Origin of the sequence: Bradyrhizobium cytisi (assembly GCF_008123515.1) — a bacterium.
In the GTDB taxonomy this organism is placed as follows: Bacteria; Pseudomonadota; Alphaproteobacteria; order Rhizobiales; family Xanthobacteraceae; genus Bradyrhizobium; species Bradyrhizobium cytisi.
The window spans coordinates 1-26,898 of sequence record NZ_VSSR01000060.1 but is presented as its reverse complement, the minus strand read 5'-3'; the positions used below and the strand labels follow the sequence as shown (position 1 = coordinate 26,898).

Sequence of the window (26,898 nt, the reverse complement as noted above, 5' to 3'; positions counted from 1 at the left end):
TTAATTCAGCGCGTCAGTAAGCGCGGCATTGAGCGCAGCGAGACCTTTCTTGAGCGGCCCCTTCAGGTGCACCCGAAGCGCGCGACGGCCGCGCTCGGTGAGCACGTCGAAATCGCCGCGTGCCTGCGCCGCCTTGATCACGCCAAAACTTGCCTTCTGGCCGGGCACGGCTAGGTCCTTGGCGTCATCTGCAGTGATCTGGAGGAACACGCCGCTGTCGGGCCCGCCCTTGTAGGCCTGACCCGTGGAGTGCAGGAAGCGCGGTCCGAATTCGGCGGCAGTCGCCAGATGCCGTTTCTCCAGCACGGCCGTCCGCATCTCCTGCAGCGCCTCGATTGTGGCCTTGTCGCGCGCGATGTAGCCGAGCAGGGCAAAATAATCGCCGCGCCGCGAGCGCGTGATATGTGCCCTGAGCCAGGAGGTGAGGTCGCCATTGGCTCCCATCGTGCGCAACGCGGCGGCGTTGGTGTCGTCGGTGTAGAGGTCGAATTCCGCGGTGCTGACCACGGGCTCTTCGGCCGGCAGCGCGCCGGTCTTCTCGTAGGCTGACGTCAGCTCGCGGGTCTTGATCTTGGCGGCTTCGACGTCGGGCTGGTCGAACGGGTTGATGCCGAGGATCGAGCCTGCCACCGCCGTCGCCATCTCGAAGCGGAAGAACTCCTGACCGAGATGGTCGATCGACTTCATGACGATGCGCACCACGGGATGGCCGGCCGCCTCGATCCCGGCAAGTGCCGAGTCGTGCGCGGCGTCTGTCTCGCCCTCGGTGCGGATGTCGATGAAGAAGCGGTCGTTGCCGTAGAGCGAGGACTCGCCCAGCGGCTCGCCGGCGATCGGGATCAGGCCCTTGCCCTCCTTGCCGGTCGATTCCGCGATGAGCTGCTCGGCCCAGGCGCCGAAATCGGCGATCTTCTTCGACGACAGGATTGTCACCTTGTCGCGGCCTTCGAGTCCGGCGAGGCCCATGGCGAGGCCGAGCTGGACGCCCGGGTTCTCGCTTGGCGGCACGTCCGGTCCGCAGGAGCGTGCCATCGAGAGCGCATGCTTGACCAAGGTCTTGACGTCGATGCCGGCCGTGGCCGCCGGCACCAGGCCGAACGGCGACAGCACCGAATAGCGGCCGCCGATCGACGGTTCGCCATGGAAGACGCGGGCGTAGTTGAGCTTCTTCGCCGCCTTTTCCAGCGAGGAGCCCGGGTCGGTCACCGCGATGAAGCGGAAGCCGGTCTTGGCCTTCGGGCCGAGCGCCTGCGCGACGCGCTCATGGAAATAATCCTTCATCGCGTTCGGCTCGGTGGTGCCGCCGGATTTGCTGGAGACGATGAACACGGTCTTGGCGATGTCGATCTTGGCCTCCATCGCCCGCACCTGCGCCGGATCGGTGGAATCCAGCACGTGCAGCTTCGGGAAGCCCGCTTTCCTCGCAAAGGTCTCGGCCAGCACCTCCGGTCCGAGGCTCGATCCGCCCATGCCGAGCACGACGGCGTCGGAGAAGTTCTGGCCCTTCACGCGGTTGGCATAGTCCTCGTAGTCGGCGACGTCGGCTTTTGCCGCGCTGTCGAGCCAGCCGAGCCATTTGTCCTCGTCCGCCCCGGTCCAGACCGATTTGTCGCGCTGCCAAAGCCTGCGGATCTTTGCCGATGCGCGCCATTCCTCGGTGCTCTTGGCCACGGCCTTGCCGAGGCCGTCCCCCAGCGAGAGCTGCTGGCGGTCGATCGCGGGGCCGAGCACGGTGGCGCGCTTGTGGGCGACGGCGCCGTAGAGCTTGTCGGCGGCATCGGCGAACTGCTTGACGCCGTCCTTGACGAGCTCCTCGGTGATGGCATCGAGCGAGACGCCGGAGCGCTCCAGCTCTTCCAGCACGCGGCGGGCGTCGTCGACGTTCTCCTCCAGGCTGTCGCGCAGCTTGCCGTGGTCGCGGAATGCATCCAGCGTCGCCGGCGGCATGGTGTTGATGGTGTCGGGGCCGATCAGCTCCTCGACATAGAGCACGTCGCTGTAGTCCTTGTTCTTGGTGCCGGTCGAGGCCCACAGCATGCGCTGCGGCTTGGCGCCCTTGGCGGCGAGCTTGTCCCAGCGCGGGCCCGAGAACAGGCGCTTGTAATCCTGATAGGCGACCTTCGCGTTGGCGATCGCGACCTTGCCCTTCAGCGCGGCGAGGCGCTCCTTCTCGGACGGATCGTTGGCCCGCGCGATCTTCTCGTCGAGCTGCTTGTCGACCATGGAGTCGATGCGGCTGACGAAGAAGCTCGCCACGCTCGCGACGTGCGAGGGGTCGCCGCCGCCGGCGATATATTTCTCGAGGCCGGCGAGATAGGCCTCGGCGACCTCGAGATAGACCGCCTTTGAGAACAACAGCGTGATGTTGATGCTGACGCCGTCGCCGATCAGCGTTTCGATCGCCGGCAGGCCCTGCGGCGTCGCCGGCACCTTCACCATCAGGTTCTTGCGGTTGACGTCCTTCCAGAGCCGACGTGCCTCGGTGACGGTCCCGGCGGTGTCCATCGCCAGATAGGGCGAGACCTCGAGGCTGACATAGCCGTCATGGCCTTTGAGGCGGTCATAGACCGGCCGCAGCACGTCGGCGGCGTTCTGGATGTCCTCGATCGCGACCGCCTCGAACAGATCGGCCACGGTCCGGTCGCCGCGCTTCAGCGCCTTGCCGATCGAGGCGTCGTACTCGTCCGAGCTACCGATCGCCTTCTCGAAGATCGACGGATTGGAGGTGACGCCCTTGAGGCCGTCGTCGTCGATCAGCCGCTTCAGGTCGCCCTTGGCGATGAAGCCGCGGGCGAGGAAGTCCAGCCAGACGGCTTGTCCGTGCTTTTCCAGTTCTTTGACGGGATTCATGATGCTTATTTATCTCCAAGCCTGCGGGCGGAGGGGGTTTCCGCGCCGGTCCTGACGCGCTATCCTTTAGCTCACATGCTCCCGGGAGGGAACCAATCAAGGGTATTGGCGTCATTCTCTCAGCTTAACTCCGTCGCGATCATGGCGATCCAGGCGGCAGTCGTCCTTTTGCGTAATAAAAATTTGGCCGCGATGGTTCGGCCGAGGCGTTGTTGCGTGAGGACATCGGTCGCGTCGCGAAGTGTCGTCAGCGGTTATCGATCCGTCTGATCGTCATTGGCTCGGTCGCGAATGGCCATGCTGGGGGAAGCATGCACGCAAATCCTGATGGCGTTGCCGTAGCCGATCACGGGCCATCGATCGCGTCGACCGTCTGCATCGGCGCATCCCATGATCTCGACATCGGTCAATCCGTCATGCGGCTCCTGGTCGCGGCGCACCTCGCGATGATGCGGCGGCGCGCAAGCGTTGCTTTCAAAAGGCTTGCTTTCAAAAGGCTTGCTTTCAGACGGCTTGCCTTCAGGTCAAGCGCGGCAGCTCTTCTGCATCCGGGCCGCCACGCAGAACGACGTTATCCGTTCGGAGGGTTTGGCGACCGATTATGATACAGCGCTGCGCGCTTGCCCACGCATCGCATCGCAGCAGGAAGATGAACGCGGCGCGCAAGGCATCGCCCTGCAAGCGTCATAAGTTTGCCGCTGGCAAATTGTCATGTTGCAGTGCCCGAGGGACTCGTCCCCGGTATTGCCCGGATGTGGCGAGCGAGTGACATTTTCTGGAAATGAGCGAAGATGGATAGAGATTCGCACAAATTACAGGCAAGTGCCTGTTCGTAATTCAGCGAGTGCCTACCTTGTGCGTTGCGTCGTCTCGGCACCCGGGTGTCCAATGATGGTCATGTGCTCACGCTGATTCGAGAAGCGGCCTGAGGAACGGTCCAGTAACTGCTTTCGTTTCAGCTTGTAGCGGAACTCACGCGGAGAGGGATCATGTACAACGATTCTCTATTCAACGCTTTCGCTAAGTCGTTCGAGGCGAGAAGCCAGCACGACATGTCGATGGCGGAATACCTGGAATCGTGTCGAAGCGATCCCATGAAATACGCGAACTCGGCCGAACGGTTACTGGCGGCGATCGGCGAGCCCCAGACGATCGACACGGCCAAGGACCCACGCCTTGGCCGTATTTTTTTGAACCGCACGATCCGCACCTATCCGGCCTTCGCCGGCTTCTACGGCATGGAAGAAACCATCGAGCGCATCGTCGGTTTCTTCCGTCATGCGGCGCAGGGCCTCGAAGAACGCAAGCAGATCCTCTATCTGCTCGGACCGGTCGGCGGCGGCAAATCCTCGCTCGCCGAGCGGCTGAAGTCGCTGATGGAAGTGCATCCGATCTACGTGCTCAAGGCCGGCGATGAACTCTCGCCGGTGTTCGAGAGCCCGCTCAGCCTGTTCGATCCCGATCAGCTCGGTCCGATGCTGGAAGAGAAGTACGGCATTCCGCGCCGGCGTCTCACCGGCTTGATGAGCCCGTGGTGCTACAAGCGGCTGGAGGCCTTCGGCGGCGACATCTCGCAATTCCGCGTCGCCAAGATTCAGCCGTCGCGGCTGCGCCAGATCGGTATCGCCAAGACCGAGCCCGGTGACGAGAACAACCAGGACATCTCCTCGCTGGTCGGCAAGGTCGATATCCGCAAGCTCGAAACCTACGCGCAGAACGATCCCGACGCCTACAGCTATTCCGGCGGCCTCAACCGCGCCAATCAGGGCGTGCTCGAATTCGTCGAGATGTTCAAGGCGCCGATCAAGATGCTGCATCCGTTGCTGACCGCAACGCAGGAAGGCAACTATATCGGCACCGAGAACATCGGCGCGATCCCGTTCACCGGCGTCATCCTCGCGCACTCCAACGAGGCGGAGTGGTCGAGCTTCAAGGCCAACAAGAACAACGAAGCCTTCATCGACCGCATCTGCGTTATCAAGGTGCCCTATGTCCTGCGCTACACCGAAGAGCAGAAGATCTACGAAAAGCTGATCCAGGGCTCCGAGCTTGCGTCTGCACCGTGCGCGCCGGCGACGCTGGAAACGATGGCGCGATTCTCGGTGATGTCGCGGCTACGCAAGCACGAGAATTCCACGCTGTTTGCCAAGATGCGGGTTTATGATGGCGAAAGCCTGAAGGAATCCGATCCCAAAGCGCGCAGCGTCCAGGAATACCGGGATGCCGCCGGCGTCGACGAAGGCATGGACGGTGTCTCCACGCGCTTTGCCTTCAAGATCCTGGCCGCGACCTTCAATCACGATCCGCAGGAGGTTGCCGCCGACGCCGTGCACCTGATGTATGCGCTGGAACAGTCGATCCGCCGCGAGCAGCTTCCTGAGGAAATCGAAAAGCGTTACCTCGAATTCATCAAGGCGGAACTTGCGCCGCGTTATGCCGAGTTCATCGGCAACGAGATCCAGAAGGCCTATCTGGAATCCTACTCGGATTACGGCCAGAACCTGTTCGACCGCTACGTGGATTATGCCGATGCCTGGATCGAGGACCAGGATTTCAAGGATCCCGACACCGGACAACTCCTTGATCGCGATCTCTTGAACCAGGAGCTGACCAAGATCGAAAAACCGGCCGGCATCGCCAACCCGAAGGATTTCCGCAACGAGGTGGTCAAATTCTCGTTACGGTCGCGCGCCCAGAACGGCGGCAAGAATCCGACCTGGACCTCCTACGAGAAGATTCGCGATGTGATCGAAAAGCGGATATTCTCTCAGGTCGAGGACCTGCTTCCGGTCATCTCGTTCGGGTCTAAGAAGGACGGCGAGACGGAGAAGAAGCACGGCGAGTTCGTCGCACGCATGGTGGAGCGCGGCTACACCGAGCGTCAGGTTCGCCGACTGGTCGAATGGTACATGCGCGTGAAGCAAGCCGGTTGAGACGGATGAGAAAGTGGCCATTCACATTATTGACAGGCGCCTGAATCCAGGCGGCAAGAGTCTTGAGAACCGGCAGCGGTTCTTGCGTCGGGCCAAATCCCTGGTGCAGGGCGCCGTCAAGAAGACCTCGCAGGAACGCGACATCAAGGACGTCCTGGAGGGTGGTGAGGTCACGATACCGCTCGACGGCATGCACGAGCCGCGTTTCCGCCGTGAAGGCGGAACGCGCGACATGGTGCTGCCCGGCAACAAGAAGTTCATCGAGGGCGACTACCTCCAGCGCTCCGGCCAGGGCAGCGCCAAGGATTCCGGTCCCGGCGAAGGCGACAGCGAGGACGCCTTCCGCTTTGTGCTCAGTCGCGACGAATTCGTCGATCTCTTCCTCGACGATCTCGAGCTGCCCGATCTCGCCAAGCGCAAGATTGCACAGACGGAGAGCGAGGGCATCCAGCGCGTCGGCTATACCACGTCGGGGTCGCCGGCCAACATCTCGGTCAGCCGCACCGTAAAGCTCGCGCTGGCGCGCCGCATCGCGCTCAAGCGTCCCAGCAAGGACGAGATCGAAGCGCTGGAAGCCGAGATCGCCGCCTGCGCCGACGAGGACGAACGCGTGGAGCTTCTCGCCCGGCTCGAAAAGCTGAAGGCGAAGACCAAGCGCATTCCCTTCATCGATCCGCTCGACATCCGCTACCGTCGCTACGAGAAGGTGCCGCGGCCGGTGGCGCAGGCCGTGATGTTCTGCCTGATGGACGTCTCCGGCTCGATGTCCGAGCATATGAAGGATCTCGCCAAACGCTTCTATATGCTGCTCTACGTGTTCCTGAAGCGGCGCTACAAGCATGTCGAGATCGTCTTCATCCGCCACACCGACCGCGCCGAGGAAGTGGACGAGCAGACCTTCTTCTACGGCCCGGCCTCCGGCGGCACGTTGGTCTCCAGCGCGCTGCAGGCGATGCATGAGATCGTGCGCGAACGCTTCAATCCGGCGGACTGGAATATCTACGCGGCGCAAGCCTCTGACGGCGACAATTCCTATTCCGACGGCGAGCTCACCGGCCTGCTGCTGACCGAGAAAATCCTGCCGGTCTGCCAGTTCTTTGCCTATCTCGAGGTCGGAGAATCCGGCGGCAGCGCCTTCGATCTGTCCGATTCCTCGCTCTGGACCCTTTATGAGCGCCTGCGCAACGGCGGCGCACCGCTCTCGATGCGCAAGGTCAGCGAGCGCAGCGAGATCTTCCCGGTGTTCCACGATCTGTTCCAGCGCCGCGAGACTTCTCAGGAGAAAGCCGCTCCATGACGGAACGCTTGTTCGAAGGCGCCGATTGGGATTTCCACACCTTGCAGCGCATCACCGATGCCTGCGAGGAGGTGGCGTTGAAGGATCTCGGGCTCGACGTCTACCCGAACCAGATCGAGGTGATCACCGCCGAGCAGATGCTGGATGCCTATTCATCCGTCGGCATGCCGCTGTTCTACAAGCACTGGTCGTTCGGCAAGCATTTTGCGTATCACGAGGCGTCGTATCGCAAGGGCCTGATGGGCCTCGCCTATGAGATCGTGATCAACTCCTCGCCCTGTATCTCCTACCTCATGGAGGAGAACACGGCGACGATGCAGACGCTGGTGATCGCGCACGCCGCCTTCGGCCACAACCACTTCTTCAAGAACAACTACCTGTTCAAGCAGTGGACCGATGCCGAAGGGATTCTCGACTACCTGGATTTCGCCAAGAAATACGTGATGCAATGCGAGGAGCGCTACGGCCGCACCGAGGTCGAGCGCACGCTTGACGCGGCGCACGCGCTGATGTCGCACGGCATCGACCGTTATCCCGGCAAGAAGAAGCTGGATTTACGCGAGGAAGAGAAGCGGGCAGGGCGCCGCCGCCAGCACGAAGAGGAAGTCTTCAACGACCTCTGGCGCACCGTGCCCAAGGGTGCCTCGAAGAGCAGGACCGCGATCTCGCTCGAGCGGCGCCGCAAGCTGCTCGGCCTGCCGCAGGAAAACCTGCTCTACTTCCTGGAGAAGAGCGCGCCGCGGCTGGCGCCCTGGCAGCGCGAGCTGCTGCGCATCGTCCGCCACATCGCGCAATATTTCTATCCGCAGAGCCAGACCAAGGTGATGAACGAGGGGACGGCGACCTACGTCCACTATCGCATCATGACCCAGCTGCATCAGCAGGGCCGCATCACCGACGGCAACTTCCTCGAATTTCTGGGATCACACACCAATGTGGTGTTCCAGCCCGAGTTCGACGATCAGCGTTTCTCGGGCTTCAACCCCTATGCGCTGGGCTTCGCCATGATGCAGGACATCGAGCGCATCGTCACCAGTCCGTCGGACGAGGACCGCGAATGGTTCCCTGACATCGCCGGCAAGAACGACGTGATGGGCGTGCTGCGCGACGTCTGGGCCAATTACCGCGATGAAAGCTTCATCGCCCAGTTCCTGAGCCCGAAGCTGATGCGGCACTTCCGCATGTTCCATCTGCACGACGATCCGGAGGAGCGCGCCGGCATCCGGGTTGACGCCATTCACGACGACCGCGGTTTCCGCCGCGTCCGCCGCGAGCTGGCGCGGCAGCACGACGTCGGCTACATCGACGCCAATATCGAGGTGGTCGATGTCGATCTCTCCGGCGACCGCCGGCTGATCCTGCACCACCGCGTCATCAAGGGCTCGCAGCTCAACGAGACCGATGCCAAGCGGGTGCTCCAGCATCTGGCCGATCTCTGGACCTACGACGTCGCGCTGATCGAGGTCGACGGGAGTGACAAGGTGCTGCGCGAATACGTCGTGAGCCCGCGGCCGATCACAGCGGCGGCGTAACGCGGTTGACTGCGCGGAGCCAAGAAGGCGAGATGCGCGTTAATGTGCCCTCGCCCCTTGTGGGAGAGGGCAGCGACACTGGTAGACACAAGCTCACTGGGGTGAGGGGTATCTCTCGGCATTTTCCCGTGTCGATAGAGACCCCTCATCCGGCGCTTCGCGCCACCTTCTCCCACAAGGGGAGAAGGAAGGCGTTCGTGGCTGCGCAACACGTGCTCTAGGCCGATTGCTTCTTCGCCGGCTTCTTCTTCGCCTTGGACGCATTCAGCGCCACGGCCGCGCCGATCAGTGCCTTCAGCGCCTTTTCGTTGATCTTGGCGCCCTCGGGAATATCGATCGCGCGCCGTACATTGCCGTCGAGGCTGGAATTGAACAGGCCGGCCGGGTCGTCCAGCGCCGCGCCCCTGGCAAAGGTCATCTTGACGACGGCCTTGTAGGTCTCGCCGGTGCAGATAATGCCGTCGTGCTCCCACACGGGAACGCCGCGCCATTTCCATTCCTCGACGACCTCAGGATCGGCCTCCTTGATCAGCTCGCGGATTCGCTTCAGCGTCTCGCCGCGCCAGTCGCCGAGCTCCTTGATCCTGCCGTCGATCATCTTGGCAGGCGAAGGTGCATCGGTGTCCTTCGCGGCTGCCGTCACCGCCTTTTTCATGATCGCGCCCCGCTGCGCCGGCCGACATAGGGCAGCGCGAACAGATAGAGCCCGGTCGCGAGCAGCGGGATCAGCGGCACGAAGGCCAGCAAGCCGATCCATGTCGCTTGAATCTGCATGGTCAGCGCAACAATATTGGCTATCACGGCAAGCGTGAAGGCAAGCGACAGCCAGCGATGGATCTGTCGAATCCACATGTTCGAGCTCATCTAGGTCTCCTGTGGGAATGTTCGGAATGGACGCTCGTGGCAAGGCTATTCGGCCCGCGCCAGCAGCTCGTCCAGCTTGGTGAAAAACTGCTTCCAGCCGGCATGCGCGCCGCCATAGGCCTGCTTCTGGCTGGGGCGGAAGCCCGCCTGCTCGACGCGCAGATGCGTGCCGGCGCCTTGCGGGGTGAGCGTGAACGTCACCACGCTTTTGAGGTCGTAGGCTGAATCCTCATGCGTGAAATTCCAGGTGTAGGCCAGCGAGCGCTGCGGCTCGATGGCGAGCACCTCGCAATCGAGCACGCCGCCCCATTCGCCGCGGAGACTGAAGCGGTGACCGACCGTCGGCTTGAAGTCGTTCTTCATCAGCCATTCCTCGATCAGATGCGGCTGCGTCAGCGCGCGCCACAGCCGCTCCGGCGGATAAGCAAATTCCCGCTCGATGACCACGGAACGTGTTTCGGTCGCAACCTCAGTCATTGGTCCATCCTCTTGAGGAGATCGTCGAGCGCATCGAGCCGGTTCTGCCAGAAGCCCGCCATCTGGCTGGTCCAGTCGATCAGCGGATTGAGCGCGCCTGGCTGCGCGCTGTAATGGGTCTGGCGTCCTTCATGGCGGTCGCGCACCAGGCCCGCCTGCTTCAAGGCGCCGAGATGCTTTGAGACCGCCGGTTGGGAAACGCCGGATCGCGCCGTCAGTGCCCCGACCGTCTGCTCGCCCTCGCGGCACAGCCGCTCGAAGATCGCCCGCCGTGTGGGGTCGGCGAGCGTCCGGAACAGAAGTTCGGGGGCGGCGGACATGCGAAATCCATAACTCGTAGATTATGGATAATTCATAACCACAGGGTTATGGGTATGTCAAGCGGGACGGGATGAGTTGGAAGAGGGCGCTATGCACTCTCGCCGTCGCAATGGCGGAGAATGTGGCGGCGCCCTACGGCCGCAGATACAGATACCCCTGCGACTGCAGCTCGGCCAAACGAACCACGCCGCCCTTCTCCGCGCTGACAAACCCCGGCAGCAGATCCGTCAGCGTGATGTTCTGCGCCTTCATCGTGTTGCCGCAGGCGGCGAGCTCGACGCCGTCCCTGGAGAAATCGCCGATCCGCTTGCTGATGTCCGGGTTGGCCTGCGCCAAGTGGAATGCCTTCAACGCCGGCCCGTGGATTATCAGCGCGATCGTGACATGGTCGGGGCCGCCGACGCCGTCGATGTGGTTCTGGATATTGCCGAGCACGAAATTGACCTTGTCGGCGTCGCTGAGGTGATAGACGACCTTCAGCCTGTCCGATTTCGCTTCCGTTGCAGCATTGGCGCGCGAGGCAAACGCCGCGCCCAGCGCCGAGACGGTGCTCCACAAGATGTTCCGGCGGTTCATCGCGGTCTCCCTCGCAGCGACTGGCTTTGCCGGAGACATATCATTTGTGGCGGAGCGCGGCGAGTTCCTTGCGGTCGGTCACGAGCGCGGCGCACTCGCTGTTATCGGTCCGGTCGAGCCGGAAAATCCCGTCGTCGTGGCCTGCGACCAGCGACCGCTCGGCCTCGTCGTCCGGCTTGTTGTGCAGCCAGACCCTGATGCTCGCGAGCCGCACGATGGCCGATTTGTCGTCCTTCGAGAGTGCGACACCGATGCCACCGCCCTCGCAATCGACGCCGCAGCCGAGGCGGACCTCGCCGCCGTCCTTGGTGAACGCCACGTGGTGACAGGAGCCGCTGGAGTCGAAATCGCCGTTGCGGTGGCGATACCGGAAGCCGAGCCGGAAGGAGTTGTGGAGCTGCCTGTCCTCGCTGTCGATCTCCGCCGAGACCAGCAGCGTCATCGAGGCGACCTTCTGCATCGGATGCCGCGCCAGGTGCTCGGCATCGTAGCGGCGGACGAAGCAGGCATAGGCCGTCTTGCCGGGCGTGCCCGCATACATGCGCGCGTTGAAGGTCTCGGCTTCGGTCTTGCTCGCCTCGCGGATGTCGTCGGCCTCCTCGGCCCGGGCGGCGCCGATGAAGGCGGCAAAAGCAAGCGGAAGGATGAGGGCAAGCTTCATGATCGCACCGGATACGTCAGCCATTGACGGCCCGCATCGGCAGGGTGGGGGCCAACTGGCCGTTAGTCGCAAGCTGGACACGGTGCGTTCAACTGCGCCTCGCGCGGGCAGCCTCGCGCAAGGTTCCAGGCTTAACCGTTGCAAGGGAGGGGCGTGGATAGACCCCAGATTGTTGCAAATGGCTGGAGGCGATCGAAATGTCCGAAAGTCAAAACTTGCCCAATCTTGCGATCGGCTATTCGCGAGCCCGCCTGCTGACGCTTTTCGGTGGCAGCGGGCTACTGACGCTGCTCTTTGCCGGGCTCGCATTCACCTGGCAGGAAGGCAAGAACATCACCTCGTTCCAGGTCGCCGCCTGCTATGTCGGTGCGGTGTTCTTCGGCCTTGCCACCTGCCGCATGCTCTGGCGGCTGTTCTCCGCGCGGCAGCCGGTGGTCTTCATCAGCCGCGTCGGCATCCGCGACACCAGGCTCGCCGGCGAGACCATCGCCTGGAGCGCCGTGCGAAAGATCATGCTCTGGGAGCAGCGCACGCAGAAATTCGTGGTACTCAAGGTCGACCCACTCATCGCCGAGCGATTTTCCGGAGGATTTGCGACGCAAGCCTTGGTGCTGATGAACAAGGCGCTTGGCGCTGACAGCGTGATCGTCAAAGCGGGCGGCCTGACCATGAACACCGAAACATTGCTCGAGACCTGCAAGCAATATTGGGGCGCGGGACGACCGGCCCACGCGGACCATGCCGTGCCGGAGCCTCAGCCCGCGCCGGAGCCTGTCAGCTAGAGTTCGCCAAAGCGGGCGTCTCGACCATGCCGGCCGAACTCGTCCGTCACCCTGTCTCTCCCCCTTCCGCGGAGCCGAGATCGGTGCTCCGAGCGTTGCCTTAGTCGCAGGTTGGGGCAAGAAGGTTCAGGCAAATGGGTAAGCCCTTTGCTCTCCGGAACTCGCTGTCGGCGATCCCTTCGCCGTTGTCCCGGTTCGTCAATGTGATAGCGTTCACACGCGATTGGTTCTCGAAGTCGTAGGCTGGGGCCGCCTCTTGTAGGTTTTGTGGAGTCCCCCGCAATGGGCGAAATTCGCAACTTCAGATCCGGGAATACGAACGAGCCGCCTCCGCACGGCGGGATGCCTCGTCGTCTCGCAGCCATCATTGTCGGTGACATCGCATCCTACAGCCGCTTGATGCAGGCCGACGAGGAAGGCACGCATGTCCGCGTCAAGCGGATCGAGCGGGACCTCATCGAACCCAGCATCGTCGAGCACCATGGAAATCTGGTGAAGACCACGGGCGATGGTTTCATCGCCATCTTCGACAGCCCCGTCGAGGCCGTTCGATGCAGCATTGTCATCCAGCAGAACCTCGTTGGCCGCAATGCCTCGATACCGAGGGACTCCCGGATCGAATACCGAATTGGCGTCAATCTCGGTGATGTCATCGTTGAGCCGGACGACATCTACGGCGATGGCGTCAACATCGCCACACGCATCGAGGGCATTGCCGAGCCCGGTCAGGTCTACATCTCGGGCGCGATCTACGAGCAGATCAAGCACAAGGTGGTGTGCGGCTATGAGTCGCTCGGGGATCGCAAGGTCAAGAACATCACGGATCCCGTGCGCATCTATCGTGTGCTGCCGGATGCAGATGCAGTCGGCAGGACGCGCGGCCGGCGCGAGAATACCCTGATCTTTCTCCTGGGCATCACGCTGCTGGTCATTGCCACGGGCGTGCTTTGGTATCTGCTGGCGCAGCCGGAGGGCAGGGTGGGCGAGCAGGCGGCCACGCCGACCGCTTCTCCGGCCGCATCGCCGATCCCGCAGCCGTCGCCGCGCGAGGCGGCGACGCAGACACCGCAACCGTCGCCCTCACTGGCCTCAGCGCCTGCGTCGCCCACTCCTGCGCCCAGCCAACCGACAGCGGCACCGGTCCGTGAACCCGAGATGATCGCTGTTCGCGGCGGCAGCTTTGCGATGGGAAGCAATGATGATCCGACCGAACGTCCTGTCCACCAGGTCACGGTCAAGCCATTCTCGATCGGAAAATATCCGGTGACAGTGCAGGAATGGAACGAATGCGCCGCCGCCAAGGCGTGCGGATTCACGGCCACCGGCAAGGACGATGCGCCAATCACCAATGTGAGCTGGACCGACGCACAGCAATATGTCGCGTTCCTCGTGCAGACGACGAAGAAGCCTTACCGGCTCCCAAGCGAAGCCGAATGGGAACATGCGGCGCGCGGCGGGACGTCGACAAAGTATTGGTGGGGCGACAAGTCCCAGCAGGGCATGGCCGGGTGCAAGGACTGCGGTGATGCCGTGGCCGAGCAGCCGGCGAAAGTCGGCAGCTTCAAGCCCAATCCTTTTGGTCTCTACGACATGGGCGGCGCCGTCGACCAGTGGGTCGAGGACTGCTGGCACAAGAGCTATCAGGGCGCGCCCAATGACGGTTCGGCATGGAGCGGTGGGGACTGCAGCTCGCACGTCCTGCGCTCGGGCTCCTGGAAGAACGACTTGAGATACGTGCGCCCGTCCAACCGCGACGGTTACGATACCAATGTTCGTTACCCGACGCATGGCTTCCGTGTCGCGCTCAGTCCTTAACTGCCGGAGTAGATTGATGCAAATCCTTCGCTGCGTTGCGCTGTCGGCGGTGCTCGCATTGCTCCCGGGCATGGCCTTCTCGCAGGGTAAGGCTGCTCCAAAGGACGCAAAGGTTTATTTTATAACCCCGTATGACGGGCAAAGGGTGCGCGGCGGATTCCTGGTCCGGTTCGGCCTGCGCAACATGGGTGTGACGCATGCCGGCGACGACTATCAGAACGCCGGCCACCATCATTTGCTGGTCGACGTCAACGACCCCATCGATCCGAAGGAGCCGATCCCGCAGGACAAGTCGCATCTGCATTTCGGGGCAGGGCAGACAGAAACTTTTCTCGAGCTTCCGCCCGGGACCCACACCCTTCAACTGGTGCTGGGCGATGCGAAGCACTACCCGTTCGACCCGCCGGTTGTCTCGGACAAGATCACCGTGCGCGTCAGGCAGCCCGTTTCAGCGCGGAGCAAATGATCAACGCAGGCTGGGCTCTCGCCCGGGCCGCGCGTTGCAACTGGTGCAGAGCGATGCCAAGCATGATCCGTTCGAGCCGCCGGTCGTTTCGAGCAAGATCACGGTGCGGGTGAGATAGAGCTTTCGGCGGCAAAGATTTGCCATTCGCCGGGAACGCCCTTCAGTGGCGTGACACCACGGCTGCCAAAGCGGAGGCCAGACCCAGCGACGAGATCCTTCACGGTGCTCGACACCAATACTTCCCCGGCGCCGGCCAGCGCCGCGACCCGTGCCCCGATGTGGACGGCGATCCCGCCGACATCATCGTCGATGATCTCGCATTCGCCCGTATGCAGGCCGGCGCGAATATCGATGCCGAGCGACCTGACTTCATCAGCGATCGCTCGAGCACAACGGACCCCGCGCGCAGGCCCGTCAAACGTCGCGAAAAACCCGTCGCCGGTGGTCTTGACCTCATGGCCCCTGAAGCGAGCGAGGATGCTGCGGACCATGGCGTGATGGTCGTCAAGCAGGGCGCGCCAACGACGATCGCCGAGGCTGGCGGCCTTTTCAGTCGAACCCACGATATCGGTGAACAGCACCGTTGCCAGCACGCGATCAGCCACTGCGGAACCACGTGCTCCCGTCAGGAATTCCTCGATCGCATCGGAAATGTCGTCGGCGTTCTCGCCGACATAGAAGAGGTGATCGCTCCCGGGAAATTCCGCCAGACGCGCTCCGGGAATTTTCGCGGCGACGTCGCGCCCGCCCGCGACGTTGACGACTTGGTCCCCGGTCCGGTGGATGACGAGGGTTGGCACACGAACTGCCGGCAATACGCCGCCGATCTCGATCTGGCTGTTCATGCGCATCAAGGCCGTCACTGCGGCCGGGCTGGCGCCCAGTCGCTCGTTGCGCCCCCACCAGCGCTGAAACGCGGCGTCGTTCGCCCGCGACGGCGCGAACTTCTGGATGCTGCCGCCGGTGCCCCAGGCTTTCTCGACATAGTCGAAGAATGCCGCAAGCGCCTCGTCGGTCGCAAACCAATAGGAGAAGCGCGAAAAGCTGCCGTAAAGCACGAGCGCGCGGCACCGATGCGGATAGGTGGCCGCAAACAGAATGGAGAGTGGCGCGCCCTCTGAGATCCCGAGCAGGGCAGCCTGCTCGATGCCAGCCGCGTCCATCACGGCACGCAGATCGTCCATGCGCACGTCGAGGCCCGGGAGTTCGCTGACGCGATCGGATCCGCCGGTACCTCGCTTGTCGAAGGTGACGACGCGCGCGTAGCCCGCAAGGCGGGTCAGGAAGCGAGCGAGGTCGGGTTGGTCCCAGTAGTTCTCGACGTTGGACACGAAGCCCGGCACCAGAACAAGATTGATCGGACCGTCGCCGAACGCCTGGTAGGCAACGTGGACGTCTCCGCTCCTGGCGTACTGCGTAACCGGCTGCATACGTGATCCCTGCCTGCAGGCTGACCATAGCAAACAAGATTTGCAGACGGAAAGCCGTCACTTTGGTCCAAAAGGCTAAGGCGCGCTCGGGGACGAACGCGCCTCGGAATCGCGACGCCGGTGTTTAACGCAGGCTGGCGTTGAACTTGTCCAGCGCCGCCGAGCCCGGGCAGAGCGTATCCGCTTCCAGCGTGTTGAGCGGCGCCTCGACCGTGTTGAGATGGCTGTGCAGATCTTCCGCGTCGGGATCGACGTAAAGCAGCCCGGTGACGATCTGGCCCTTGGCGGCGTGCCTCGCGAGGAAGGTCTGGGCGCCGAGCCGGTCATGCGGATCGTAGTCGGCGTCGATCTTGCGCAGCGCGATCTTGCTGCCGTCATGCTGCTCGACCACCTGCACCGTGCCCGGCGCATAGTCCACTGCAATGGGATCGCGGCCGACCAGCACGTCGAGCCGGTTCACGGCGTCGTTGTGCTCGCGGACATAATCAAAGCTCTTGGTCGAGCCGGCGTGGTTGTTGAAGGCGATGCAGGGGCTGATGACGTCGATGAAGGACGCGCCCTTGTGGCCGATCGCAGCCGCGATCAGCGGCACGAGCTGGGCCTTGTCGCCGGAGAACGAGCGCGCCACGAAGGTGGCGCCGAGCTGCAGCGCGATCGCGACGAGATCAATCGCGTTGTCGGTGTTGGTCACGCCCTTCTTCGACTTCGAGCCACGGTCGGCGGTCGCCGAGAACTGGCCCTTGGTCAGGCCGTAGACGCCGTTGTTCTCGACGATATAGGTCATGTTGACGCCGCGCCGGATCGAATGCGCGAACTGGCCGAAGCCGATCGAGGCGGAATCGCCGTCGCCGGAAACGCCGAGATAGATCAGATCGCGATTGGCGAGATTGGCCCCGGTCAGCACGCTGGGCATGCGGCCGTGCACGGAGTTGAAGCCGTGCGAATTGCCGAGGAAATAATCCGGCGTCTTCGACGAGCAGCCGATGCCGGAAATTTTTGCCACCCGATGCGGCTCGATCGAGAGCTCGTAGCAGGCTTCGATGATCGAGGCCGTGATCGAGTCATGGCCGCAGCCGGCGCACAACGTCGAGATTTTTCCTTCGTAGTCGCGATGCGTGTAGCCGAGCTCATTCTTCTTGAGGCCCGGGTGATGAAATTTCGGCTTGGCAATATAGGTCATGACACGGCCTTGCGGAGCGGGGTCACCTTGAGGTGATCCTGGTGGTCGCCAATGGCTTTTGCGATGTAGCGGGCGGTGATCGGTGAGCCGTCGTAATGCACGATCGGCACGAGGCGGATCGGGTCGATGCCGTTCTCGTTGACGATGAGCTGACGGAGCTGGCTATCGCGGTTCTGCTCGACGACGTAGACGAAATCGTGCTCGGCGAGGAAGCTCGCCACGCTCGAATGGAACGGGAAGGCGCGGATGCGCAGGCGATCGAGCTGATGCCCGCGTGCCTCAAGCAATCCGATCGCTTCGTCCATCGCCGGCGAGGTCGAGCCGAAATAGATCACGCCATATTTGGTCGGCCGCTCCGCATTGGCCTGGAGCGGCCGCGGCACCAGGTCCTGCGCGGTCTCGAACTTGCGCACCAGACGCTGCATGTTGTCCGCATAGACCGAGCCTTCCTCGGAATAACGCGCATAGCGATCACGCGACGTGCCGCGGGTGAAATAGGAGCCCCTGGTCGGATGCGTGCCGGGATAGGTGCGGTAGGGAATGCCGTCGCCGTCGACGTCGAGGTAGCGGCCGAAGTCACGGCCTTCTTCCAGCATCTCCGCCGTCATCACCTTGCCGCGGTCATATTGCTTGGAATCGTCCCATTTCAGCGGGCGGCAGAGCCGGTGGTTCATGCCGATGTCGAGATCGAGCATCAGGAAGATCGTGGTCTGGAGCCGCTCGGCGAGATCGAACGCGGCGGCCGCGAACTCGAAGGCCTCGGCCGGATCTTCCGGGAACAGCAGCACATGCTTGGTGTCGCCGTGCGAAGCATAGGCGCAGGCGATGATGTCGCATTGCTGGGTGCGGGTCGGCATGCCCGTGGAGGGACCGGCGCGCTGGATGTTCATGATCACGGCCGGGATCTCGGCAAAGTAGGAGAGGCCGATGAACTCGGTCATCAGGGAGATGCCGGGGCCGGATGTGGCGGTGAAGGCGCGTGCGCCATTCCAGGAGGCGCCGATGACGATGCCGATCGAGGCCAGCTCATCCTCGCCCTGCACGATCGCGTATTTCGCCTTGCCGGTCTCCGGATCGTGCCGATACTTCTTGCAATGGGCGGTGAAAGCCTCCGCCACCGACGAGGACGGCGTGATCGGATACCAGGCGCAGACCGTTGCGCCGCCATAGACGGCGCCGAGCGCGGCCGCGCTGTTGCCCTCGATGAAGATGCGGTCACCGACCGTGTCGGACTTCTTCACCCGCAGCCCGATCGGGCATTTCAAATTTTGCAGTGCCCAGTCGCGCCCCAAATGCAGCGCGTGGACGTTGGAGGAGAGCAGCTTCTCCTTGCCTTTGTATTGCTCGCCGATCAGCTGCTCGATCAGCTTCGGGTCCATGTCGAGCAGCGCCGAGAGCGCGCCCAAATAGATGATGTTCTTGAACAGCTGGCGCTGGCGCGGATCGGTATAGGTCGAGTTGGTGATCGCGGTCAGCGGCACGCCGATCACGGTGATGTCGTCGCGGAATTTGGTCGACGGCATCGGCTTGGTGGAATCGTAGAACAGATAGCCGCCGGGCTCGATGCCGGCGACGTCCTTGTCCCAGGTCTGCGGGTTCATCGCCACCATCAGGTCGACGCCGCCGCGGGCGCCGAGATGGCCCTCTTCCGTCACCCGCACCTCATACCAGGTCGGCAGGCCCTGGATGTTGGAGGGGAAGATGTTGCGTGGGCTAACCGGCACGCCATGACGCAGGATCGCGCGCGCAAACATCTCGTTGGCGCTGGCCGAGCCGGAGCCGTTGACGTTGGCGAAGCGGACGACGAAGTCGTTTACGCTGCTGATCGGCTTTTTGTCGGACATGCTGAACCCGCGTGAGTCATTTCGATGAGATATTTCTGCATGTCCCAGGCTCCGGTGGGACAACGCTCGGCACAGAGCCCGCAATGCAGGCAGACATCCTCGTCCTTCACCATCACGCGCCCGGTCTTGAGGTCGGAGGAGACGTAGAGGTCCTGGTCCGGATGCGGTGAGGGCGCCTTCAGGAGATGGCGCAGATCGGTTTCCTCGCCATTCTCCGTGAAGGTGATGCAATCCATCGGGCAGATATCAACGCAGGCATCGCATTCGATGCAGAGCGAGGTCGAGAACACGGTCTGGACGTCGCAGTTCAGGCAGCGATGCGCCTCGCCGAGCGCGAGCTTGACGTCGTAGCCGAGCTCGACCTCGGTGCGGATGTCCTTCAGCGCGATCACCTTGTCGCGATGCGGCACCTTGAAGCGCTTGTCGTTGGAGATGTCGTTGTCATAGCTCCATTCGTGGATGCCCATCTTCTGCGACGAGACATGCACCTCCGGCAGCGGCCGTTCGGTGATATCCTCGCCTGACAGCATCTTGTGGATCGACAGCGCGGCGTCATGACCCTGCGCCACCGCCCAGATGATGTTCTTGGGCCCGAACGCGGCGTCGCCGCCGAAGAACACTTTTGGGTTAGTCGAGACGAAGGTCTTCGGATCGACCTTGGGCATGTGCCATTTGTCGAACTCGATGCCGCAGTCCTGCTCGATCCAGGGGAAGGCGTTCTCCTGGCCAACCGCGACCAGCACGTCGTCGCATTCGAGGGTCTGGTCCGGCTCGCCCGAGGGGACGAGGTTGCGGCGCCCCTTGGCATCGTACTCGGCCTTCACCTTCTGGAACGTGATGCCGGTGAGCTTGCCGTTGTCGTGGATGAAGGCGACGGGGACGAGGAAGTTGAGGATCGGAATGTCCTCGTGGATCGCGTCTTCCTTCTCCCAGGGCGAGGCCTTCATCTCCTCGAAGCCGGAGCGCACGATGACCTTGACGTCCTCGCCGCCGAGGCGGCGCGCGGTGCGGCAGCAATCCATCGCGGTGTTGCCGCCGCCGAGCACGATCACGCGCTTGCCGATCTTGTCGGTGTGGCCGAACGAGACCGAGGACAGCCAGTCGATGCCGATATGGACGTGAGCGGCGGCCTCTTTCCGGCCCGGAATGTCGAGCTCGCGGCCGCGCGGCGCGCCGGAGCCGACGAAGATCGCGTCGTATTTCTCCGCGAGCAGCGCCTTCATGCTCTCGATGCGGTGCCCGCCCTTGAACTCGACGCCGAGATTGAGGATGTAGCCGGTCTCCTCGTCGATCACCGAATTGGGCAGGCGGAATTTCGGGATCTGGGTCCGCATCATGCCGCCGGCTTCGGGATCGCCGTCGAACACGGTGCAGTGATAGCCGAGCGGCGCCAGATCGCGCGCCACCGTCAGCGAGGCCGGTCCGCCTCCGACGAATGCGACGCGCTTGCCGTTCTTGGCTGAAGGCTTCGGCAGGCGGTGCTTGATGTCGTCCTTGAAGTCGGCGGCAACGCGCTTGAGGCGGCAGATTGCCACCGGCGTTTCCTCGACGCGTCCGCGGCGGCATGCCGGCTCGCACGGACGATCGCAGGTGCGTCCCAGAATTCCGGGAAACACGTTCGATTTCCAATTGATCATGTAGGCGTCGCTGTAGCGGCCTTGTGCGATCAATCGGATGTATTCGGGAACCGGGGTGTGCGCAGGACAGGCCCACTGGCAATCGACCACTTTGTGAAAGTAGTCGGGGGCCGCGATATCGGTCGGTTTCATTCCTACCCTGTCCGCGCAGGCTCAAAGACCCGGCGGCCTTTTCTTGAGCTTGTCGGACGCTTAACGCGCGGCGATCTGGTTTCTGAATGACGTCATTGGGTTAGCTTATTAGAACCGGTCCGAAGTACAACGGCAAATTTGGGTGAATCATCCGCTTTCATGGGAGCTGCGCGCAGACAGCATTAATGGCCGTCCGCAGCCAATGCGGCGGTGCAATATGTTGCGCTGCATGCCGGTGCGTCAGCCGTGCGTGATGTTGCTCTTCGCGAGGTCCCACATCAGCGCATAGGTGCCGACGGAGACGGGCAGCGGGAAGGGCGCGGCCGCAGGACCGGTGAAGCGTTCGGCGATGACAGCCGAGACCGCGCCGACGCGCGTGCCGTCGATCAGCACGAACCAGTCGCGCGCGCCTTCGTTACGCACCGCCGGAATATCCGCCGTTGCGCCCGACAATTCCGGTTCGCTCTCGAGCAGATGCATCGAGATGATGCCCTCGCGCTCTCCGGGTGCCAGCTTTTCTTGCAGTGCATCACGCCATGCCCCTGCATTGTCCGACATCGGCCGCAGCCGCCCGAGCCCGAGCGCAGCACCGCGTCCAGTGCCCTTGCTGATGGTGATGCGCGCAACCACGCGCAGCATGTTCTTGAAATGCGCAATGGTCCGCCGCGACCATTCGGTCTGGTTGGCGAGCCGCGCCCGGTAGGCGGGACTGTCGAGCACGTCCAGCGTCGACGTCGAATACAGCGCGAGATATTTGGGATTGGCGGCGTGCGCGACATAGCGCCGCGCCTCCAGGAAACCCTCGATCGCGACACGCTCTTCCAGATGCTCGCGATCGTACCAGCGGTTGAAATCAGCTTCATCTGCGGCGTCGATGTTCATCGACGTCAGCAGCATGCCTTTCCCGGCGAGCGGCATTTTCTTGTTGTCCTTGCTTCGCGTGTTATCGCGCGGCCTTCGACGCGAAGTCGGCGATCGACTTCATCACCGCGTCCCGCACGCCGGCATCATAGAGCGAATGTCCGGCCTCTTCCACGATCCGAATCTCGGAACCCGGCCAAACTTTCGCGAGCTGCGCGGATGTCTCAGGAGGGCACAACAGATCGTAGCGGCCCTGCACGATGATGCCGGGGATGCCGGCGAGCCGGCCGGCGTTTTGCAGCAGCTGGTTCTCGGTCATGAAGCTGTCATTGATGAAGTAATGCGCTTCCATGAACGGTGTCGCCGGCAATGTGCGCCAGACGTTCAGCGAGGCGAGGTCGATCCGCGTCTTGGCCGGCTTGTGCTCCGATAGAGCGCGTTCGGTGTCATGCCAGGCGCGCGAGGCCGGTCCGTGCACGGCCGGATCGGCATCGAGGATGCGGCGATAATAGGCGTCCACCGGTTGCGCGCGTTCCTCCGGCGGCAGCACGCTCAGAAAATCGTCGTGCAGCGCTGGATAGAACTGTGGCAGGCGCGAGGTGAAGGCCGTCGCCACCTCTGCCCGCGTGCCCAGGAAGGTTGCGCGCAGCGCAATGCCGGAGACGCGCTCGGGGTGGGCCTGCGCATAAGCCAGCGCCAGCGTCGCGCCCCAGGAGCCGCCGACCACCATCCAGCGGTCGAAGCCGAACTTTTCGCGGATCTTTTCCATGTCCGCGATCAGATGCGCCGTCGTGTTGTGCTGGCGCGAGCCCTTGGGACGGCTGCGGCCGCAGCCGCGCTGGTCGAACAGCACCGCATGCAAACGCTCGGGATCGAACAGGCGGCGATGATCCGGCTGGCAGCCGCTGCCGGGGCCGCCATGCAGATAGATCGCAGCAATGCCGCCAGCACGGCCGACGCTCTCGACATAGAGCTCGTGGCCGTCGCCGACGTCGAGCATGTCGGACGTTAGCGGCGCAAAGGGATCGGCACGTCTGGCCGATGCGGCCGCGTCGGCGTCAGGCATCATTCCCGGATTCCAGAGTGCCGCCGGCGAAGTTGCGATAGAGGAAGCGGTTGGTCTCGCCCTCGGCCTCGCGCTCGGCCTGCTTGAAGATGGTCTCGTGCAGCGGCGACAGCGCGCAGGCAGGGTCTGTGTTGGCGGCATCGCCCGTCAGTGCAAAGGCCTGGCAGCGGCAGCCGCCGAAATCGATCTCGCGGAACTCGCAAGACTTGCACGGCTCCTTCATCCAGCCGGTGCCGCGATAGCGGTTGAAGGCGTCCGAGTTCTGCCAGATCCAGGCGATCGAATGGTTGGAGCGCACCGACTCGAAATCGAGCCCGGTGATGCTCTCGGCGGCGTGGCAGGGCAGCACCTTGCCCGCGGGCGAGATGTTGAAGAACTGTCGGCCCCAGCCGCCCATGCATTTCTTCGGCCGCAGCGCGTAGTAGTCGGGCACGACGTAGTCGATCGCGAGCGTACCCTTCAGCCGCTCGCGCGCCTCCTCGACGATGCGGGTGCATTCATCTAATTGCTCGACCGTCGGCATCAGCGCGGCGCGGTTCTTCAGCGCCCAGCCGTAATATTGCACATTGGCGACCTCGAGCCGGTCGGCGTCGAGATCGATCGACATCTGGATGATGTCGGGGAGCTGGTGCAGGTTCTGCCGGTGCATCACCGCGTTCACGGTGAGCGGCAAATCGAGCTCGCGCGTCCACTTTGCGACCTCGATCTTTTTATGATGTGCACCCTTGTAGCCGGCGACGCGGTCGGAGAGGCCCTCTTCGACGCCCTGGAAAGAGATCTGCACGTGGCACAGCCCGGCGTCGGCAAGCGCGCTGAGCCGCTCGCGCGTCAGCAGCACCGCCGAGGTGATGAGGTTGGTGTAGAGGCCGACGTCGCTGGCATGCTTGACCAGCTCGACCAGGTCTTTCCGCGCCGTCGGCTCGCCGCCGGAGAAATGCACCTGGAGCACGCCGATCTCGGCGAGCTCGCTCAGCACCTTCTTCCACTCATCCGTCGTCAGCTCCTTGCCGGAGCGGTCGAGCTCGACGGGGTTGGAGCAATAAGGGCATTGCAGCGGGCAGCGATGGGTGATCTCGAGCAGCACGGCGAGCGGAATGCCAAATGTCTCCGCCGTCGAGCGGCTCTTCTCTAGCACCGCGAGGCTGTCGCTGGCATCAGGCGGGATGGTTGGGAGCACATCGCTCATGGCGTCTTCTCCCGGGCTTCGGTCAGAAAGCCCTTGTCGGCGAGATCCTGCAGCATGACGATGACGTCGGCGAGGATCGCCTCGCGCGGTGCGGCGTATTTTTCCGCCAGCAGGTCGGACACGTCGCCGACACTGCGCTTGCCGTCGCAAAGCTGCAAGACCTCGACCGCGATCTCATCAGGCGCCAGCACGCGTTCCGGCGCCAGGATCACCCAGACTTTTCGCGTCTCGTCATACTTCAGCCTGGCATGCCGCGGCAGCACGGGGCGGCTTGCCTCGCTGACACTGATGTTCCGCGGCCCGGCCATTGCTCTCGTCCCTCAACTCGCTTTTTTAGTTTCCTGGGGCACGAACGCGCCCGGCGGAATGTTGCCCTCGACATAGGCGTGCTGGAGCGCATCGAGCTGCACCCACAAGACGTTGGTCTTGAAGATCAGCGCGTTGCACACCTGCGCGCGCTGCTCCGGCGTCGTCGCATGCGCCTTGACGTAGTCGAGCGCGAAGCCGGCATCACGCGGTGCCTGCGCGAGGCGTCGCTTGAAGTAGCTCATGATGTCAGGATTGACGAAGTCGTAATGCTCCAGCATGCCGGAGATGCGTTCCTCGTGCAGGTTCGGCGCGAACAGTTCGGTGAGCGAGGAGGCGATCGCCTCCAGCGGGCTCTTCTCGCGACAGTAATGCACATAGGCCTCCACGGCGAACCGCGTCGCCGGCAAGATGCCTTCGGTGGATTCCACGTAAGATGTGTCGAGCCCGAGGCCTTCGGTCAGCTTCAGCCAGCGCTCGATGCCGCCCTCGCTGCCGACATCGCCGTCATGGTCCTCGATGCGGTGGCGCCATTCCAGCCGTGTGGCGCGGTCGCGGAAGCGCGAGATCACCACCGCGTCCTTGATCGGGATCGTGCTCTGGTAATAGTAGCGGTTCAGCGCCCAGGCCTGCACCTGGCCCTTGTTCAGCTTGCCGCCGTGCAAGAGCTTATGGAACGGATGCAGGCTGTGGTAGCGCGTAGCGCCAATGTGGCGCAGCGTCGCCTCCAGCTCCGCGGCCGAATTGAGCCTGATGTCCTTGCCGACCGAGAGCGCAGTCATTCCAGTCATGGACGCGGCATTCACAGCACGATCTCCGTTCCGTCGGCAGGTATCTGCCAGCCCGCCGCTTCAGCCGTCTTGCGTTCAGGCGAGGAGGGCAGCAGTGCCGGGTTCGAGTTGTTGATATGGAGAAACATCTTCCTGTCGATAGTGAGATCGGCCAGCCGGGCGATCGCGCCATCGTCACCGAACATCGCGACATGGCCCATGCTCTTGCCGGTCTTGTGGCCGAGCCCGGCCTTGATCATCTCGTCATCCTGCCAGACCGTGCCGTCGAAGAACACCAGCGCGGCGCCGTCGATCTCGGCCTTGAGCGCGTCGGTGATTTCGGCGCAGGCGGCGATGAAGTAGAAGCATTTTCCGGTCGACTTGTCGGTGATCTTCAGGCCCAGCGTATCGCCGTCGCCGCTCTCGCCGCCCGGATGCGCCTTGCCTTCGAGATACCAGGCCGATTTGCCCGGCACCGCGAAGGGCCGCACCTCTAACCCCGAGCGCGCGCCGTCGGTGAGACGCGGCTCGAACGGCTCACCGATACCGATCGGCTGCCGCCGCACGTTCTTTTCGTTGAGCACATTGAAGATGGTGTTGCTGTTCAGGATCGCCAGCACCTTCTCATGCGCATAGACCGTGAACGGCGAGCCCTCGCGCATCGAGAGCAGGCCCGCGACCGCATCCACTTCGCTGTTGGTCAGGATCACGCCTGCGATCGGCGTATGGCGCAGCGCGCCTGCCTTGGGATGCAGCTGCGGCGTGGCATTCAATTGCTGGCGCAGATCAGGGGAGGCGTTGATCAGGAACCAGTGCTCGCCGTCGCCGCTGAAGGCAACCGAGGCCTGGGTCCGATAAAGCTCATGGCCGTGGTGACGCGCCGCCCGGCAGCCCTCGCAACCGCAATTCCATTGCGGGACTCCGCCGCCGGCCCCGGCGCCCAGGACGACGACGCGAAGCATGATCCGTCTCCTGGAAGCAACGTCGCCAGGTGGATCCTAGGCCAACACAGTTTCCATCGTCCGGAAACCGATCGTGACCGGCAAGACCCACCTGCGCAGAACGCCTACTCACCAACCGCTTACTTGCGGGTGGCGCTCACATACATGTTGATTTCCATGCCGCAGGGCACTTCAACGATCTTGGGGGCTTTCCAGGCCATTTTGGCGCTCCATTCTTGAGATTTCGGACGTATCCGCCCGGGGGCTAAGTTACTGCGGGCGCAAAAGTTCGCCAGTGAAATTTTCCCGAGAACGGCATGTTGCGCCGCGAAAAATGATGGTGGAACATCACTTCTGACGACGCTGCCTTGCGGCAGGCGCATTCGGTCGCGAACCCTGCCCTGATAAAGCAGTTGTGAGTGCAGTGCAGCTTTCAATCCGGTACAGGCGCCCCAAGTGGAATCGCCCCAAGTGGAATTCGGTGATGCCCAGATATTTCTTCAACACCCGTATCGGCGATGAGTTGATCGTGGATCCCGATGGCGAGGATCTGCGCAATCCCGATCGCGCCTGGGAGGTCGCCCGCCAGATGATCCTGGAGGTGCTGAAATCCGAGGGGACCCAGCCGGCGCTCATGGAGGCGGTGATCGAGGTCACCGACGTCGAAGGCGAGATCGTGCTGGAATTTCCCTTCACCGAGGCCCTGCTGGACATCCCGGACCAGTCCGCGACGCGGCATTAGGGCTTCCGTCATTGCGAGGACCGGACGCCGCAGCTCTTTCCGCCGTCATTGCGAGCGAAGCGAAGATTCCATGGGGGGTGGATAGCGACCGAGTCTGGAGCCAGACTGGAGTTGCAAAACCACCCAACCTGGAGACACCGATGTTGCTCGATCATCCTTCCGACGGACCGACCGCTATCCGCACGCAGTTTGGCGCAATTTTTGTGTCTTTGGAACTGAGCCGTTCGAC

27 protein-coding genes are annotated in these 26,898 nt (G+C 63.1%); 9 read left to right on the top strand and 18 right to left on the bottom strand.

The features are described 5' to 3' along the window. Positions 1-2,850: a bifunctional transaldolase/phosoglucose isomerase gene (locus FXB38_RS30835; protein ID WP_148754748.1), complete on the bottom strand. Its 2,850-nt coding sequence runs from the start codon at positions 2,848-2,850 to the stop codon at positions 1-3. Between the two features lie 212 nt (positions 2,851-3,062). Between FXB38_RS30835 and FXB38_RS30830 the strand changes: the two genes are divergently transcribed. The 4 genes from FXB38_RS30830 to FXB38_RS30815 all read left to right on the top strand — a co-directional run bounded on the left by FXB38_RS30830 (position 3,063) and on the right by FXB38_RS30815 (position 8,612). After that, positions 3,063-3,455, top strand: coding sequence for a hypothetical protein (locus FXB38_RS30830; RefSeq protein ID WP_246230256.1), 393 nt, complete (start codon positions 3,063-3,065; stop codon positions 3,453-3,455). A gap of 384 nt (positions 3,456-3,839) precedes the next feature. Next, positions 3,840-5,783 (top strand): PrkA family serine protein kinase, encoded by a 1,944-nt coding sequence (locus FXB38_RS30825; protein WP_148754747.1) that lies wholly within the window; start codon positions 3,840-3,842, stop codon positions 5,781-5,783. Positions 5,784-5,802: 19 nt separating this feature from the next. Continuing rightward, the gene (locus FXB38_RS30820) at positions 5,803-7,080 is read left to right on the top strand and encodes a YeaH/YhbH family protein (protein WP_187435276.1); all 1,278 of its coding nucleotides are present in this window, start codon (positions 5,803-5,805) and stop codon (positions 7,078-7,080) included. Beyond that, the gene (locus FXB38_RS30815; protein WP_148754745.1) at positions 7,077-8,612 is read left to right on the top strand and encodes a SpoVR family protein; all 1,536 of its coding nucleotides are present in this window, start codon (positions 7,077-7,079) and stop codon (positions 8,610-8,612) included. Before FXB38_RS30820 ends, FXB38_RS30815 begins: the two co-directional genes overlap by 4 nt. 217 nt (positions 8,613-8,829) lie before the next feature. On the opposite strand, the gene FXB38_RS30805 is transcribed toward FXB38_RS30815, so the two are convergent. From FXB38_RS30805 to FXB38_RS30780, 6 genes are all read right to left on the bottom strand, one after another. Further along, the gene (locus tag FXB38_RS30805) at positions 8,830-9,267 is read right to left on the bottom strand and encodes a DUF1801 domain-containing protein (protein WP_148754743.1); all 438 of its coding nucleotides are present in this window, start codon (positions 9,265-9,267) and stop codon (positions 8,830-8,832) included. Further along, the gene (locus FXB38_RS30800; RefSeq protein ID WP_187435263.1) at positions 9,264-9,476 is read right to left on the bottom strand and encodes a hypothetical protein; all 213 of its coding nucleotides are present in this window, start codon (positions 9,474-9,476) and stop codon (positions 9,264-9,266) included. Before FXB38_RS30800 ends, FXB38_RS30805 begins: the two co-directional genes overlap by 4 nt. A gap of 45 nt (positions 9,477-9,521) precedes the next feature. After that, positions 9,522-9,953, bottom strand: coding sequence for an SRPBCC family protein (locus FXB38_RS30795; protein WP_148754742.1), 432 nt, complete (start codon positions 9,951-9,953; stop codon positions 9,522-9,524). Next, complete coding sequence (locus tag FXB38_RS30790; protein WP_148754741.1) at positions 9,950-10,273, bottom strand: ArsR/SmtB family transcription factor; 324 nt, start codon at positions 10,271-10,273, stop codon at positions 9,950-9,952. The genes FXB38_RS30795 and FXB38_RS30790 overlap by 4 nt, the downstream gene beginning before the upstream one ends. A gap of 133 nt (positions 10,274-10,406) precedes the next feature. After that, positions 10,407-10,850: a DsrE family protein gene (locus FXB38_RS30785; protein WP_148754740.1), complete on the bottom strand. Its 444-nt coding sequence runs from the start codon at positions 10,848-10,850 to the stop codon at positions 10,407-10,409. 40 nt (positions 10,851-10,890) lie between these two features. Next, positions 10,891-11,511 carry a hypothetical protein gene (locus FXB38_RS30780; RefSeq protein ID WP_148754824.1) on the bottom strand — a complete coding sequence of 207 codons (621 nt, stop codon included), beginning with the start codon at positions 11,509-11,511 and terminating at the stop codon, positions 10,891-10,893. 197 nt (positions 11,512-11,708) lie between these two features. Here FXB38_RS30780 and FXB38_RS30775 point away from each other — a divergent pair, with 197 nt between their 5' ends. The 3 genes from FXB38_RS30775 (at position 11,709) to FXB38_RS30765 (ending at position 14,574) form a co-directional block, all read left to right on the top strand. Beyond that, positions 11,709-12,293: an STM3941 family protein gene (locus tag FXB38_RS30775; protein ID WP_148754739.1), complete on the top strand. Its 585-nt coding sequence runs from the start codon at positions 11,709-11,711 to the stop codon at positions 12,291-12,293. A 282-nt stretch (positions 12,294-12,575) separates the two neighbouring features. After that, positions 12,576-14,108, top strand: a complete 1,533-nt coding sequence (locus FXB38_RS30770; RefSeq protein WP_148754738.1) for an SUMF1/EgtB/PvdO family nonheme iron enzyme — start codon at positions 12,576-12,578, stop codon at positions 14,106-14,108. A 16-nt stretch (positions 14,109-14,124) separates the two neighbouring features. Further along, positions 14,125-14,574, top strand: coding sequence for a DUF4399 domain-containing protein (locus tag FXB38_RS30765; protein WP_148754737.1), 450 nt, complete (start codon positions 14,125-14,127; stop codon positions 14,572-14,574). Between the two features lie 98 nt (positions 14,575-14,672). On the opposite strand, the gene FXB38_RS30755 is transcribed toward FXB38_RS30765, so the two are convergent. From FXB38_RS30755 to pqqA, 11 genes are all read right to left on the bottom strand, one after another. After that, positions 14,673-16,004, bottom strand: a complete 1,332-nt coding sequence (locus FXB38_RS30755) for an adenylate/guanylate cyclase domain-containing protein (protein ID WP_148754736.1) — start codon at positions 16,002-16,004, stop codon at positions 14,673-14,675. 124 nt (positions 16,005-16,128) lie between these two features. Continuing rightward, complete coding sequence (locus FXB38_RS30750) at positions 16,129-17,184, bottom strand: 2-oxoacid:ferredoxin oxidoreductase subunit beta (protein ID WP_148754735.1); 1,056 nt, start codon at positions 17,182-17,184, stop codon at positions 16,129-16,131. Beyond that, entirely contained in the window at positions 17,181-19,028 is a 1,848-nt protein-coding gene (locus tag FXB38_RS30745; RefSeq protein WP_187435262.1) for a 2-oxoacid:acceptor oxidoreductase subunit alpha, read from the bottom strand. Before FXB38_RS30745 ends, FXB38_RS30750 begins: the two co-directional genes overlap by 4 nt. Beyond that, the gene (locus FXB38_RS30740) at positions 18,998-20,797 is read right to left on the bottom strand and encodes an FAD-dependent oxidoreductase (RefSeq protein WP_148754734.1); all 1,800 of its coding nucleotides are present in this window, start codon (positions 20,795-20,797) and stop codon (positions 18,998-19,000) included. The genes FXB38_RS30745 and FXB38_RS30740 overlap by 31 nt, the downstream gene beginning before the upstream one ends. A gap of 240 nt (positions 20,798-21,037) precedes the next feature. Then, positions 21,038-21,715 carry a DUF4286 family protein gene (locus tag FXB38_RS30735; protein WP_148754733.1) on the bottom strand — a complete coding sequence of 226 codons (678 nt, stop codon included), beginning with the start codon at positions 21,713-21,715 and terminating at the stop codon, positions 21,038-21,040. Between the two features lie 25 nt (positions 21,716-21,740). Further along, positions 21,741-22,727, bottom strand: coding sequence for a prolyl aminopeptidase (gene pip, locus FXB38_RS30730; RefSeq protein ID WP_148754732.1), 987 nt, complete (start codon positions 22,725-22,727; stop codon positions 21,741-21,743). Beyond that, positions 22,717-23,910, bottom strand: a complete 1,194-nt coding sequence (gene pqqE / locus FXB38_RS30725; RefSeq protein ID WP_148754731.1) for a pyrroloquinoline quinone biosynthesis protein PqqE — start codon at positions 23,908-23,910, stop codon at positions 22,717-22,719. The genes pip and pqqE overlap by 11 nt, the downstream gene beginning before the upstream one ends. Then, positions 23,907-24,218, bottom strand: coding sequence for a pyrroloquinoline quinone biosynthesis peptide chaperone PqqD (gene pqqD / locus FXB38_RS30720; RefSeq protein ID WP_148754730.1), 312 nt, complete (start codon positions 24,216-24,218; stop codon positions 23,907-23,909). The genes pqqE and pqqD overlap by 4 nt, the downstream gene beginning before the upstream one ends. Before the next feature lie 12 nt (positions 24,219-24,230). Next, positions 24,231-24,998, bottom strand: coding sequence for a pyrroloquinoline-quinone synthase PqqC (pqqC, locus tag FXB38_RS30715; protein WP_430640196.1), 768 nt, complete (start codon positions 24,996-24,998; stop codon positions 24,231-24,233). Positions 24,999-25,018: 20 nt separating this feature from the next. Then, the gene (pqqB, locus tag FXB38_RS30710; protein WP_148754728.1) at positions 25,019-25,948 is read right to left on the bottom strand and encodes a pyrroloquinoline quinone biosynthesis protein PqqB; all 930 of its coding nucleotides are present in this window, start codon (positions 25,946-25,948) and stop codon (positions 25,019-25,021) included. Positions 25,949-26,067: 119 nt separating this feature from the next. Continuing rightward, positions 26,068-26,148 carry a pyrroloquinoline quinone precursor peptide PqqA gene (gene pqqA, locus FXB38_RS30705; protein WP_007595659.1) on the bottom strand — a complete coding sequence of 27 codons (81 nt, stop codon included), beginning with the start codon at positions 26,146-26,148 and terminating at the stop codon, positions 26,068-26,070. 263 nt (positions 26,149-26,411) lie between these two features. On the opposite strand from pqqA, the gene FXB38_RS30700 reads away from it, so the two are divergent. Together FXB38_RS30700 and FXB38_RS43490 are read left to right on the top strand one after the other, a co-directional pair. Further along, complete coding sequence (locus FXB38_RS30700) at positions 26,412-26,669, top strand: DUF6894 family protein (RefSeq protein ID WP_187435261.1); 258 nt, start codon at positions 26,412-26,414, stop codon at positions 26,667-26,669. Positions 26,670-26,680: 11 nt separating this feature from the next. After that, positions 26,681-26,898, top strand: a 218-nt coding sequence (locus FXB38_RS43490; protein WP_210250960.1) for a hypothetical protein, incomplete at its 3' end; no start/stop codon positions are given.